Raw genomic sequence first — 13,976 nt, 5'->3', positions numbered from 1 at the left:
TATATTAGTGTCAGAGCTTTATATTCGTGGCTAAATAGCCAAACAGTGTGAATTAATCAACAGTATCTAAGCTTAAAACTATCTAAACTAACTAGAAATGCCTAGCTGACGACAGTGTTCGCTAGTTAGATGAACGCGTACAAACTCCCCAACAGCTAAATCACCTAGCTCAAATCCTGCCACTGACCAACGTATTAAACGCAGACAAGGCAGACCGACGTGCGCTGTCATACGTCTGACTTGGCGGTTTTTACCTTCATATATTGTCAGCATTAGCCATGAGTCCGGTACGCTTTTACGCTCACGTATTGGTGGACTACGTTGCCAGAGTACCATCGGTAGCTCATCTTCACTGACGTGTTTGACCTCAGCAGGTAGCGTTTTACCATCTTTTAAAACCACGCCACGTTTGAGCTTGTTGAGTTGCTCAGCAGTAGGCGTTCCTTCTACTTGTACTAAATAAGTTTTACCTTGTTTGCGCCCTGCATTGGCTTTTGGCGGATGAGTAATTGCTTTATTAACTCGACCATCATCGGTCAAAATCAGCAAGCCCTCTGAAGTGGCATCTAGCCTACCAGCAACTCGCAAGGCCTTATCGGTAAAGTATTGCGATAGGGTGGTGTGGTCGTTGTTACTGTCATCTCTAAACTGACTTTGCACGCCGTAAGGCTTGTTGAATAGAATGAGACTAGACGTAGACATAAAATGGTGTTTCCTATTTTTTGATGGACAATGAATCATTGTAGCGTATGTTTTGTGATGTAGAGCTAGTATTAAGCGACAAGACTAAAGGCGATATATTTAATGTGCTGTATGCTACATGACCTGCTACAAAAGTAGGACAGCGCTTGTATAAATTTGCTGTTATCCTAAATCCGTATTCTAATAGTGGTATTTATATTTCTGATATAGAAAAATCTACTATCTACTATCTGCAAGCGGCAATCATTGTTTGGGTCTCTATTTTAATTTTTTTAGCTTAAAGCTATCTTTCATATTGTTCAAATCAATGCCGCAAGTGGCGTACTCATCAAAGCTTTGCTTAACCGATAAGCGCTCAGAGCGTTAAAACTATAATAAAACGGTTAGCATAACAAAGTGTCTAGTTCGCTTGCGACGTCCAACATACAACCAAGGAGTATCATCTATGTCATATGATAAGGTTATCGTGCCAAGAGACGGCGAAAAAGTGACCGTAAACGCAGATCTAACATTAAATGTTCCCAACCATCCGATTATTCCGTTTGTAGAAGGTGATGGAATCGGTGTAGATATCACGCCTGTCATGATAAAAGTAGTCAATGCTGCGGTTGATAAAGCGTATCACGGCAAGAAGTCTATCATTTGGATGGAAACTTATCTTGGTGAAAAAGCAGCGAAAGTATATGACGGCGACTATTTGCCAAGCGAGACGCTAGAGATTCTAAAAGACTACGTCATTAGTATCAAGGGTCCATTGACCACACCAGTGGGTGGTGGCTTTAGCTCGTTAAACGTCGCAGTACGCCAAAACCTTGACTTGTATGTCTGTCAACGCCCCGTACGCTGGTTTGAGGGCGTGCCAAGTCCAGTACAGCATCCAGAGCTGACCAATATGGTTATCTTCCGTGAAAACACAGAAGACATCTACACGGGTATCGAGTGGAAAGCGGGCAGCGATGATGCCAAAAAAGTTATCAATTTCTTAAGAGATGAGATGGGTGTGACCAGTATTCGCTTCCCTGAAGACTGTGGCATCGGTATCAAGCCTGTCTCAAAAGAAGGCTCTCAGCGCTTAGTACGTAAAGCGATTCAGCATGCCATTGATAATGATCTGCCAAATGTGACCCTAGTGCACAAAGGCAATATCATGAAGTTTACTGAAGGCGCATTTAAGGATTGGGGTTATGAGCTAGCGGCAGAGCGTTTTGGTGCAGAACCATTAGATGGCGGTCCATGGATGACTATGAAAAATCCAAAAACGGGTAACGATATTATTATTAAAGACGTCATCGCTGATGCGTTTTTGCAGCAGATTTTGATGCGTCCTGCAGACTATTCTGTAGTAGCAACGCTTAATCTGAACGGTGACTATATCTCTGATGCATTGGCCGCTGAAGTAGGCGGTATTGGTATCGCGCCTGGTGCAAACAAAGGCGGCGCGATCGCTGTTTATGAAGCGACGCATGGTACTGCACCCAAGTACGCTGGTCAGAATAAAGTAAATCCAGGCTCATTGATATTGTCTGCTGAGATGATGCTTCGTGATATGGGCTGGACGGAAGCAGCTGATCTTGTCATCAGTGGTATCCAAGGGGCGATTGCCAATAAAACAGTCACGTATGATTTTGAGCGTCTGATGCCAGATGCTACCTTATTGAGTACTTCGGAGTTTGGTAAGGCGATTATTAAGCATATGGAAGCATAAGACTACTTAAGCTCTCAGCATTCTATTTTATTACTATGTATCAAAAGCCGCCTGATTATATAGGTGGCTTTTTTTATTTCACTCTTTATAAAACTTTTAGAAAACACAAAAAAACACCTCAACGTTCGAAAACGGTTGAGGTGTTTTGTACTAAGACTTAAACCCGCTTAATCACTTCTGGGTATAAAAACCAAAGGCGATTAGGTTTAATGGTTTAAGAGCAATCGCTTAAAATTATAGCGATGCCAATGTCTCATTAAACAAAGCGCTTGGACGCATTGCTTTCTTAGCCAATTCTTCATCAGCATAGTAGTAGCCTTTGATATCTACTGGCTTGCCTTGAGCTTGGTTAAGTTCTTTAACGATGGCTTCTTCGTTCTCTTTTAGCTTTTGCGCGAATGGTGTAAATTGCGCCTTTAGCTCGCTATCTTTATCTTGCGCTGCAAGCTCTTCTGCCCAGTACATCGCTAGATAGAAGTGGCTACCACGGTTGTCCAACTCGCCAGTTTTGCGTGATGGTGACTTGTCGTTTAGTAGCAGTTTTTCTGTTGCTGTATCTAGCGTGTCTGCCAAGATTTGAGCTTTAGCATTGTTATCGTTGTTTGCTAGATGCTCCAAAGATACCGTCAATGCCAAGAACTCACCAAGTGAATCCCAACGTAGATGGTTTTCTTCTGTCAGCTGCTCAACGTGCTTCGGTGCAGAGCCACCAGCGCCAGTTTCAAACAAACCGCCGCCTTTCATTAATGGTACAACTGATAGCATCTTAGCACTGGTACCTAGCTCTAGGATAGGGAACAAGTCAGTTAGGTAATCGCGTAGGATGTTACCGGTCGCAGAGATAGTATCTAGACCACGAGCAACACGCTCTAGGGTATAACGCATCGCACGAACCTGAGACATAATCTCGATATGTAAGCCAGTGGTATCATGATCTTTTAGATACGTTCTAACTTTTTTGATTAGCTCGTTTTCATGTGGACGGTACGGGTCTAACCAGAAGATAACAGGTGTGTTAGACTCGCGTGCACGACGCACAGCCAGACCAACCCAGTCTTGGATAGGCTCATCTTTGACCTGACACATGCGCCAGATATCACCTTTCTCAACACGTTTTTCGAGTAATACTTCATCAGTATCAATATCGACGATACGTGCAATACCAGCATCGCTAGACTCAAAAGTCTTGTCGTGCGAGCCATATTCTTCAGCTTTTTGAGCCATTAGGCCAACGTTAGGAACGGTGCCCATTGTTTTTGGATCAAAGTTACCATGCCATTTGCAGAAGTTGATCATTTCTTGGTAAATACGCGCAAAGGTAGACTCTGGCATGACGGCTTTACAGTCATACATTTTGCCATCAGCACCCCACATTTTACCGCCATTACGAATCATCGCTGGCATAGAAGCATCAACGATTACATCACTTGGTGAATGGAAGTTGGTGATACCTTTTGAAGAGTCAACCATTGCCAGACGTGGGCGATGCTCTTGACACGCATGTAAATCACGCTCAATCTCTTCACGCTTTGAAGCTGGTAGCGTTGAGATCTTGTCGTATAGATCTGCCATACCGTTGTTGACGTTGATACCTAGCTCATCAAAGAATGCACCATGTTTCTCGAAAGCTTCTTTGTAGTAGATTCTAACCGCATGACCAAAGACAATAGGATGCGACACCTTCATCATAGTCGCTTTTACGTGTAGTGAGAATAAGATACCAGCTTCGCGGCAATCTTCCATTTCACGCTCATAAAACTCTAATAGTGCTTTTTTGCTCATGACCATCAGGTCGATGACTTCTTTATCAAGCAAAGCAATTTTAGGCTTTAATACTTTTTGAGTACCGTCATCAAGTAACAACTCCATACGTACTGTACGAGCTTTATCTAATGTCATAGATTGCTCGCCATCGTAGAAGTCGCCGCCATGCATGTGTGATACGTGCGTGCTTGACCATTGCTTCCACTCACCCATAGAGTGTGGATGCTTGCGTGCATAGTTTTTGACGGCTTTAGGAGCGCGGCGATCTGAGTTACCTTCACGCAGTACTGGGTTCACTGAACTGCCTAAGCTTTTGCCATAGCGCTTGCGTAGCTCTTTTTCTTCGTCAGTTTGTGGATCTTCTGGGAAGTTAGGGATGGCATAGCCTTTGCTCTGTAGCTCTTTGATAGCAGCTTTTAACTGCTGTACAGAAGCACTGATGTTTGGCAGTTTAATGATGTTAGTATTTGGGTCTTGAGTCAGACGACCTAGCTCAGCTAAGTTGTCAGGAACACGTTGCTCTTCGGTCAAGTATTCAGGGAATTCAGCCAATATACGCGCTGCAACAGAGATGTCGCTGGTTTCAACTTCAACGCCTGCTGTTTTTGTGAATGCTTCGACAATAGGTAAGAACGACAGAGTCGCCAGCGCTGGGGCTTCGTCAGTTTTTGTATAAATAATTTTTGACATTTTAGTTAGATCTTCCTTTAGGCTGTAGTTAATAATAAAGCTCAAATATAGTGTTGAATATGCGTCAATGATACTATGCAATAATCCATGATATGGTTAGAACAAGTACTTCATATGTAGCTTCTTAGAAATCTTTACGACAGATCAGGCATTTTCTTTTAATAATATTCATGAAAAAAGCATTTAAAGGCAACACGTTAACGGTCGGTGCAAAACTGCCTAAAAGTGAATCACTGACGCTACATTATAATCAATCCACTATAAATCCGATAGGATGTCAATCGTATACCATGAACTAAGTATACTGTTTTAGCTCGTATCCTATGGTTTCGAATTATACTAAGCTAATAACAACCTTATTCTACCAGTCATCGGCTTCGATATCATCTTTTCCATACAACTACTGTTTATTCATGACGTTTTATATTGATCTTACTGCCCATGAGCGCAGTCGTACAAACCACCCGCGTTATCGTTGGTGGTTTTTTATTAGGTGCGGATAAGTTTTTGCAAATTGTGACAGCAATGACGTAAAAATTTGCTAGTCTAGATCATCAATAGATTGGTTATCGATAAATATATCGCGATTATAATAGTGACGGTGAATATGAGTTTAGAGTATGCGCTGATTAATGATACCAGCTGGCAGAGCCAAACAGAGTGGCAGACGCCAGATACCCCCTTTATGTCATTTGCTTTTTGGCAAGCCTTGACTGACACCGGAGCAATTGGTGAGCAGGCAGGCTGGCTACCGATATTTATTTTGGTACATCGTGTCGCTGATGCTACTAATAGTGCCGATAGTGAAGATAACACCGATACCTTAGTAGATGACGCGGTAGAAAATGCATTGCAGCCTGTGGCTGTCATGCCAGTATTTATAAAAGGTCATCATCGCGGTGAGTTTGTATTTGATCATGCATGGGCTGAAGCTTATACACGCTATGGCGTTGATTATTATCCGCGATTGGTCACTAGCGCACCGTATACACCGATTACTGGTCAGAGAGTTTGGTTGGCCAAAGGTGAAACCTTGAATGAAGCTATCCTCAAAACGGCCATCGCAGGTATCGATGATATCGCTCAACAAGTGGGCGCCTCAAGCTGGCATGGACTGTTTGTGACACCTGAGCTTGCCTCTATCGTCACCACATCTATGCCAACTGAAATTGATGTAGAGCTTGCGATAGCGGCTCAAGAAAATGGCGTAGAGTCAGCTGCTATTGAGCTACCGATATTTGAGCGTCAAGGCTGCCAGTTCTTATGGCAAAATACAGACTTGCTTAATGACAGTAAGCCATTTGCAGATTTTGATGCGTTTTTGATGACCTTAAAAGCCAAAAAGCGTAAAACCATTCGGGCTGAGCGCCGTAAAGTTGCCGAGCAGGGCATTAGTTGCCAGCGAAAATGCGGCGATGCTATTAGCGATGCTGATTGGAAGGCTTTTTATCACTGTTATGTGATGACCTATGCAGTACGCGGACAGCAGCCTTATTTGACGATAGATTTTTTTATGGCATTGGCAGTGAGCATGCCTGAGCATATAATGCTTGCACAAGCACTCGACGCCAGTGGTGAGATTATCGCGAGTAGTTTGTTCTTATATGACAGACCTGATAGCGACAAGGCTGATGGTGACAATGTTGGTGGTGACAATGTTGGTGGCGATAATAATGCCACCTTATATGGTCGTTACTGGGGTGCGCTCGGTGAATATGACAGCTTGCATTTTGAGCTGTGTTATTACCAAGGTATCGAGTTTGCTATTGAGCAAGGATTGATATCTTTTGATCCTGGTACGCAAGGCGAGCATAAGCTAGTACGTGGTTTTGTCCCAACGACGACCCATTCTATCCACCGTATTTATGATCCGCGTTTTGTACCGGCGATTGGCGATTTTTGTGCCAGAGATCGGCTGCACATGGCGCAGTATCGTCAGCAGGCCTTTGAAGCTCTGCCTTTTAACGCAGACAATATGCCTGAATTTGATGGCCGTGCTTCATAGCAGTGCTTCATCACGGTAATCAGCTGTGACTCACTCTGTTTCTATTTGCAAGCACCTTTTAACTGTTAAACACTCTTTAAAAAATACTAGCCATAAACTATGACCAGCAATTCTTTTAGTTCTACCAATGATTTACCTCCTACTGAACTCTTACCTTGGCTAACTGCTGAAGGTTCTCTCACTGCGATATTAGAAGAGAAGGCAGGGCAGCCACTGCGTGTAAAACGCAGCTTTGAGGGCTATCGTTCGCTGACTTTAGGTCAAAAAAAGCAGCTGGGTATAACAGGTGGCATGTTAGGACGACCGATGCTGGCATGGGTACGCGAGGTACAACTCTATGGCTATGATGACGCGCCATGGGTACAAGCCCAAAGTATTTTCCCTCTATATAGTTTGCAAGGTCAAGCACGCCGCCTTCAACAACTCAAAAACACCCCTATCGGCTATGTGCTGTTTAAGCGTTGCCGTACTTTGCCAAATGAGCGTTTTATCAGTCATACCAGTGACGGTTGGCAACGACAAACGCGTTATGATTGGTATGGTCGCACGCTTATGATCAGTGAAACGTTCTTACCTACGTTTTTAACTAGCGACCTATAAAAGTATTACTGGGTTAACCTCGCTTGATGTATTTAATATACATCTACACTCGGCTGCCTTGTATTACTTTTAAATTGAATTGACTATATCTAGCAACGCTTAAAAATATTTTATGCCTAAAACAGCATAAGAAGGCATATTGGTGAAAATATTCAGCGGGTAAATCCTTTATTTTATTGGCTATTTATCTGTGTTATATAGTCATTTAATTCCCTCATCTTAAGGTGAGGTTTTTTTGCGCTCACAGCACAAATTTTCATGTTACACTTAATCTTTCGCGATGATATCGATGCAAATGTACATCGATTTTATTGACGAATCAGTCAAGTTAATAACAGGTCAGTCGCCTGTATTTATTCTTATTTCAATCTTTGCTAATAGACTCCATTCACAATAAGGGTCATACCATAAAATAGACTGCAGAAAAACAGCGTGCAGAGGTATCAAGCGTACTTCAGCGACGTTGACGCAGTAGTTGTTTTATTGTGGGCAGGCTATAAGCTTCTTTTCAATGACGTTTTTTAATGACAGTCACTACTTAGGACATCACTATGTTTAAAGATATTTCTATCAAAGATTTTGATCCAGTACTTGCTGAAGCGATGGCCGCAGAAAGCGTTCGTCAAGAAAACCACATCGAGCTTATCGCCTCTGAAAACTACTGCTCACAAGCAGTGATGGAAGCACAAGGTACTGACCTTACCAACAAATACGCAGAAGGCTATCCTGGCAAGCGTTACTATGGTGGTTGTGAGCATGTGGACGTAGTTGAGCAATTGGCTATTGACCGTGCTAAAGAGTTGTTCGGTGCAGAGTATGTGAACGTTCAGCCACATTCTGGTAGCCAAGCAAACTCAGCCGTATTTTTAGCATTGCTAGAAGCAAATGACACGGTACTAGGCATGAGCTTAGACGCTGGTGGTCACTTGACGCATGGCGCCCACATCAACTTCTCAGGTCTGAACTACAATGCCGTACAGTACGGATTGGTAGATGGCACTGGCCTTATTGATTATGATCAAGTAGAGAGCTTGGCGCGTGAGCATAAGCCAAAAATGATCATCGCGGGTTTCTCAGCATATTCACAAGTAGTTGATTGGCAGCGTTTCCGTGACATCGCGGACGAAGTAGGCGCGTATCTATTGGTCGATATGGCACACGTTGCAGGCCTAGTTGCTGGCGGTGTTTATCCAAATCCAGTACCTTTCGCTGACGTGGTTACGACGACTACGCACAAAACTCTACGTGGCCCACGCTCAGGTATGATTTTGGCGCGTGATGAAGTATTGGCTAAAAAGCTAAACTCAGCTGTATTCCCAGGCAACCAAGGTGGCCCATTGATGCATGTTATCGCTGCAAAAGCGGTTTGCTTTAAAGAAGCGTTAGAAGATAACTTCAAAACGTATCAGCAGCAAGTAGTGAAAAATGCGCAAGCAATGGCAAAAGTGGTTCAAGAGCGCGGCTATGAAGTCATCTCTGGTGGTACTGAAAACCATCTAATGCTGATCAGCCTCGTTAAGCAAGAAATGACGGGTAAAGAAGCGGACAAATGGCTTGGTGAAGCACACATTACTGTCAACAAAAATGCTGTACCAAACGATCCAAAATCACCATTCGTGACTTCTGGTATCCGTATCGGTACGCCAGCGATTACTACTCGCGGTTTCAACGAAGCACAAGCGGGTGAGTTGGCAGGTTGGATCTGTGACGTACTAGATAGCCGCGGTGATGAAGCGGTTGCTACTGAAGTACGCGCTAAAGTAGAAGCGATTTGTGCAGAATTACCAGTCTATGCTAAAAATCAGTAAACTTTAGAAAGGTAATAAAAAAAACCGCTAAGCTTTTGCTTAGCGGTTTTTTTGTTATTGCTCTCTATGAATATTATGTCATGTAACGCAAACCTATGTTGATATTGCCATTGAGCTCTTTTAATTATATTTAAGTCCGTTATTTAACCTGAAAATTACTACCGACATTTTTCGATAAGTGTAGTGAGCTTGATTGAGTTCCGCTATTAGTTTTAAGGAGCTAAGTTGATGTTTAATTAAGAAAAATATGTAAATCTCTTTGTTTATACAAAACTATTAGTATATAGTCAGTATTGAACATTTAGTAATAATACTAATACAAATTATAATAAATAGTTACACTTTGTATTAGGGCGTGTCTTCATTTCAAAAATGGTGATAAAAATGAGATAAATTGCCGCCAAACAAGAAAAATAGCGCAGATAATATCGGGATATTGACCAACTATTTGACGATGTTTGGCAAGATTTAGCCATTTTTAGCCCATTTAGATGACTATCGAGTGAATTGAAGACACGCCCTAGTATCGCTGTAATTGATTGAATAATTATATAAATGTTATTTTCACTAAAGGGATTTACATGAAAAAATAATCTTTAGTCGCAACGATGCTATTACTCAGCACGACTCTTGCGCAAGCAGCAGAACAATCAGGTTTAGCAGCATTTGGAGCAGGTCTCGATGGCTTTATGGCCAATATATTTGGCTGGTTCGTCGACCTTATTTTCTTTTCAGTACCTCTTGGAGACGTCAGCTTCCCCCTCATTGTGGGTTGGTTATTAGTTGCCGCACTCGTATTCACTTTTTACTTTGGATTTATTCAGTTTCGTCAAATAGGCCTGTCTCTAGATATTGTCAGAGGTAAATATACTGATCCAAACCCTGCTGTCAAAGAAGAAGGCGAGGTTAGCCATTTTCAAGCACTAGCCACTGCTTTGTCAGGTACGGTTGGTCTTGGTAATATTGCTGGTGTCGGTGCAGCACTCGCTATTGGTGGACCTGGCGCTACCTTTTGGATGATTATGGTCGGCCTATTCGGTATGGCGACTAAGTTTGTAGAATGTGCGCTAGGTGTCAAATACCGTACGGTACTACCATCTGGCGTCGTATCAGGTGGCCCTATGTACTACCTAAGCCGCGGTATGGCTGAACGTGGTATGGGCGGATTAGGTAAGTTCCTGGCTGTTGGTTTTGCACTCATGTGTATATTGGCGACCTTTGGTGCTGGTAACATGTTTCAGGGTAACCAAGCCTTTGCAGTCATGAGCTCTACTTTTAGCATTCCAACGGATTACAGTGTTTTCTTTGGTATTGGCTTAGCGTTTTTAGTCGGTATGGTTATCATTGGCGGTATGCCGCGCATCGCAACCGTTACCGAAAAAGTCGTACCTTTTATGGCCTTGTTGTACATTACTATGGCGGTAATCGTACTGATTGCTAACTTTAATCATATCGGCACTGCATTTGGCGAGATTTTCTCGGGTGCCTTTACTGGTGCTGGCGTGGCTGGTGGCTTTATTGGCGCGTTGATTCAAGGTTTGAAACGTGCAACTTTCTCTAACGAAGCGGGTGTTGGTTCAGCCGCTATTGCTCACTCAGCAGTAAAAACCAAAGAGCCTGCTACTGAAGGCCTAGTAGCGCTATTAGAGCCTTTCATTGATACAGTTGTTATCTGTACGATGACGGCACTTGTTATTACTATCTCTGGGGTAAATACTGCCGCAAACTTACAAACCCAAGCGCTTACTGGTGTGGATCTAACCCGTACAGCATTCATGGAAACGGCACCTATCTTCCAGTATTTCCTAGCTGTCGCGGTATTGTTGTTTGCTTTCTCAACGATGATTTCATGGTCATATTATGGTCTAAAAGCTTGGACTTACCTCTTCGGTGAAGGGAAAGGCGGTGAGATGATATACAAACTTATCTTCTTAATCTTCGTTGTTATCGGTACCATCGTACAGTTTAGCTTCGTTATCGACTTCTCAGATGCGGCTCTGTTCGCTATGGCTATCTTTAACATCATCGGCCTGTACTTCTTAATGCCAATTGTGAAAAGAGAGGTTAATTCTTTCATAGCGCGTGTGAAAAGTGGTGAAATTAAAAAGTATAAATAATAGGTTTGATTGAACAATCTATTATAACTTGATAATTAAAAAAGCCTGCCAAGATGAGTCTTGGCGGGCTTTTCGATGGCTGGTACTTGTTATTTGCTAGATAGCTGTTAAACTTTAAATAGAAGCGATCTGTAAAGCATTGCCTACTTACGAAAAAAAGCAGTCAGTAGTAATCAGATTTTGCTGCAAGTTATATAATGCAAAAAACCGCCTGTGATAGGGCGGTTTTTTGTGATCTGTTAATTGTTCATAGTTTAGGTTGTCAGGAGTCCCCAACTAAAAATATTTAAGTTATTTCGTTATAGTCAATACTGTAATTAGCTTTTTTCAACATATGAGCGACACTCAGACGCCAATCTCCAGAACCATGATCAGCGTATATTACACCGTTTACATCACCTGGCATTTCAATATTAGATTGCTTCTTTACCAAGCTTACAACTTTTTCCCGACCGTATAATCCTATTAGCAAACCATGTTCAAAAACAACGTTTTGTCTGGCTCTGGATTGATAGCTTTCTGCGCCAACTGCTTTTCCCTCGTCATCAGGTGTGTATAAAACTATACCGAACCCAATCGATGGATCTTTGGTATAGCGTTCTAGCTTTTCTATGATCGTGATACCAGCATCATGTTGCTCTCTAAGTACAACTGGCTTGATGGATTGAGCTAGCAAAAACGATTTGACTTCGTTTATAAGCGCGTCATCGTGTCCATGAACAATAAAAACCTTAGTTGGTAAGCTCACATTTTTTTGGTCTTCTGCAGCCAAGGTTGAGGTTTTCGTTCCTTTCGCATACGTAATCAATTCATCGGTAATATCTTTTTCTTTCAAAAGTGCTGACTCTAAATAATTTTCATAAAAACCTATAAATGCCACATCAGATGCTCTTTCCTCAGCCTTTCTTTGTGTCGCCTGTCGCGCTTCTAAAATATTACTAGGATCATTACTCGAAAAGAATCTTAAACGCTCAATATGATCTATCGGTATAGTTCTACCATTTATCAATATTGGGCGTCCTACTTGATAAGGTTCAGAAAATTTAGCTTTTAAATTATCTAAGTCCTCTATATCTGATTTTATTTCAATTTTATCCCATGCGTTTTTATGATGTTTACCATCAAGTTCCAAAATTACATGATAATACATAGATGAATACCCGTTTTTGATGTTTGATTTGAAGGTAAGTTATGATTACAAATTAAGGTAAAAATATATTATACGTTCCGTATTAGTAGCCTTTACCTTACAATAGTAAAGCCAAATCACATGACAATCTATGATAGATAATTTTTTCTTTCTATTCTACATAAACGGCAACTTCGTAAAAATCTGCAAGATCGTGGCATTGACGATATCAACAAAGAACGCACCAACCATTGGTACAATTAGAAATGCTTTAGGTGAAGGTAGGTAGCGATCCGTGACTGCCTGCATATTTGCAATTGCTGTCGGTGTTGCACCCATACCAAAACCACAATGACCCGCTGATAATACTGCCGCGTCATAGTCTTTGCCCATCACTTTAAAGGTAATGAGGTAGACATAGATAATCATAATGATGGTCTGTACGACCAATATGATCAGTACAGGACCTGCCAAGTCCGTTAATTGCCAGAGTTTCAGGGACAGCAATGCCATCGCTAAAAATAGGCTTAAAGACGCATTACCAAGCACATCAATCGAGCGATCAAACATCTCAAAATTGAAGACCATCGTTAGTACATTGCGAATGATGACGCCGCCTGCCAGCGCCCATACGAAAGTGGGCAGCTCAAACCATGTACCTTCAGCAACGATGGCCATTACATCAGCAAAAGCCAAAGCACCTGCGAATAGTGCCAAGGTTTCGATAGTAGAAGAAGCGGTGATAAAGCGCATGCTATCAGGTCTTTCAAAGATATCTTTATTACTACCTGCAGACTCCTCATCGTGTTTGGTGCTATATAACGACTGTGCACCAGCAACTTTTTCGATATCGCTAGGATCAGGGTTAGCTGGCGTTGGTTTTAGTCCAAGTCGATTAATCAAGCGACGGGCAACAGGACCGCCAACAATACCACCCGCGACCAAACCATAAGTAGCAACCGCGATACCCAATGTAGTCGCACCGACCACACCATAGTCTTGTTCTAACGTGATTCCCCAAGCGCCTGCTGTACCATGACCACCCGTTAGAGCGATAGAACCTGTCACTAGACCGAGCAAAGGATCAAGTCCCAATGCACTTGCCATGGCCACACCAACGACGTCCTGCAATACAATAAACACTGAAACAACGATAGTAAAAATCAATAATGGTGTGCCGCCTGCCTTTAGGCGACTAAAATCAGCACTCAGACCGATAGAAGCAAAGAACATTAGCATAGTGGCGGTCTGTAAGCCTTGATGAAAGTTGAAGCTATATCCCCAAACCATATTGAGAATATAGACCACAACCGCTGCGACTAAGCCACCTGCGACAGGTTCTGGAATATTAAAGTCTTCTAAAAACTTGACTCTTCGCACCAAAAACCGCCCAAGCAGCAGCACTAAGGTGGCCAATATCAGGGTGTAATAACCGTTTAAAGTAATCTCCATAGGT

General features: G+C 42.4%; 9 protein-coding genes. 5 read left to right on the top strand and 4 right to left on the bottom strand.

Features of this window, described 5'->3' with window-relative positions:
- Positions 1 to 87 precede the first annotated feature (87 nt).
- Entirely contained in the window at positions 88 to 702 is a 615-nt protein-coding gene (locus CXF62_RS05900) for a pseudouridine synthase (protein ID WP_102093296.1), read from the bottom strand.
- A 445-nt stretch (positions 703 to 1,147) separates the two neighbouring features.
- On the opposite strand from CXF62_RS05900, the gene icd reads away from it, so the two are divergent.
- Positions 1,148 to 2,407: an NADP-dependent isocitrate dehydrogenase gene (gene icd / locus CXF62_RS05895; protein ID WP_102093295.1), complete on the top strand. Its 1,260-nt coding sequence runs from the start codon at positions 1,148 to 1,150 to the stop codon at positions 2,405 to 2,407.
- 234 nt (positions 2,408 to 2,641) lie between these two features.
- Here the strand turns inward: icd and CXF62_RS05890 are convergent, their stop codons facing one another.
- Positions 2,642 to 4,861 (bottom strand): NADP-dependent isocitrate dehydrogenase, encoded by a 2,220-nt coding sequence (locus CXF62_RS05890; protein WP_102093293.1) that lies wholly within the window; start codon positions 4,859 to 4,861, stop codon positions 2,642 to 2,644.
- 607 nt (positions 4,862 to 5,468) lie between these two features.
- Here CXF62_RS05890 and CXF62_RS05885 point away from each other — a divergent pair.
- From CXF62_RS05885 to CXF62_RS05870, 4 genes are all read left to right on the top strand, one after another.
- Positions 5,469 to 6,866 (top strand): GNAT family N-acetyltransferase, encoded by a 1,398-nt coding sequence (locus CXF62_RS05885; protein ID WP_102093291.1) that lies wholly within the window; start codon positions 5,469 to 5,471, stop codon positions 6,864 to 6,866.
- Positions 6,867 to 6,965: 99 nt separating this feature from the next.
- Complete coding sequence (locus CXF62_RS05880) at positions 6,966 to 7,466, top strand: chorismate--pyruvate lyase family protein (RefSeq protein ID WP_102093289.1); 501 nt, start codon at positions 6,966 to 6,968, stop codon at positions 7,464 to 7,466.
- 551 nt (positions 7,467 to 8,017) lie between these two features.
- On the top strand, positions 8,018 to 9,274 hold the full coding sequence (glyA, locus tag CXF62_RS05875; protein ID WP_057758295.1) for a serine hydroxymethyltransferase: 1,257 nt from the start codon (positions 8,018 to 8,020) through the stop codon (positions 9,272 to 9,274).
- Positions 9,275 to 9,882: 608 nt separating this feature from the next.
- Complete coding sequence (locus CXF62_RS05870) at positions 9,883 to 11,391, top strand: alanine/glycine:cation symporter family protein (protein WP_102093288.1); 1,509 nt, start codon at positions 9,883 to 9,885, stop codon at positions 11,389 to 11,391.
- A gap of 286 nt (positions 11,392 to 11,677) precedes the next feature.
- On the opposite strand, the gene CXF62_RS05865 is transcribed toward CXF62_RS05870, so the two are convergent.
- Positions 11,678 to 12,541, bottom strand: a complete 864-nt coding sequence (locus tag CXF62_RS05865) for a TIR domain-containing protein (protein WP_102093286.1) — start codon at positions 12,539 to 12,541, stop codon at positions 11,678 to 11,680.
- Positions 12,542 to 12,697: 156 nt separating this feature from the next.
- Positions 12,698 to 13,972 carry a sodium/glutamate symporter gene (gltS, locus tag CXF62_RS05860; protein ID WP_102093316.1) on the bottom strand — a complete coding sequence of 425 codons (1,275 nt, stop codon included), beginning with the start codon at positions 13,970 to 13,972 and terminating at the stop codon, positions 12,698 to 12,700.
- Between the last annotated feature and the right edge of the window lie 4 nt (positions 13,973 to 13,976).

The organism is Psychrobacter sp. MES7-P7E (assembly GCF_002863645.1).
Classification (GTDB): Bacteria; Pseudomonadota; Gammaproteobacteria; order Pseudomonadales; family Moraxellaceae; genus Psychrobacter.
Note: the sequence above shows the minus strand (reverse complement) of the source record. Positions and strands in the feature narration are given on the sequence as shown.

Coding starts and splice junctions, on each gene's coding strand:
- glyA (WP_057758295.1), top strand. CDS start 8,018: ATGTTTAAAGATATTTCTATCAAAGATTTTGATCCAGTACTTGCTGAA.
- CXF62_RS05865 (WP_102093286.1), bottom strand. CDS start 12,541: ATGTATTATCATGTAATTTTGGAACTTGATGGTAAACATCATAAAAAC.
- CXF62_RS05900 (WP_102093296.1), bottom strand. CDS start 702: ATGTCTACGTCTAGTCTCATTCTATTCAACAAGCCTTACGGCGTGCAA.
- CXF62_RS05890 (WP_102093293.1), bottom strand. CDS start 4,861: ATGTCAAAAATTATTTATACAAAAACTGACGAAGCCCCAGCGCTGGCG.
- icd (WP_102093295.1), top strand. CDS start 1,148: ATGTCATATGATAAGGTTATCGTGCCAAGAGACGGCGAAAAAGTGACC.
- CXF62_RS05885 (WP_102093291.1), top strand. CDS start 5,469: ATGAGTTTAGAGTATGCGCTGATTAATGATACCAGCTGGCAGAGCCAA.
- CXF62_RS05870 (WP_102093288.1), top strand. CDS start 9,883: ATGCTATTACTCAGCACGACTCTTGCGCAAGCAGCAGAACAATCAGGT.
- gltS (WP_102093316.1), bottom strand. CDS start 13,972: ATGGAGATTACTTTAAACGGTTATTACACCCTGATATTGGCCACCTTA.
- CXF62_RS05880 (WP_102093289.1), top strand. CDS start 6,966: ATGACCAGCAATTCTTTTAGTTCTACCAATGATTTACCTCCTACTGAA.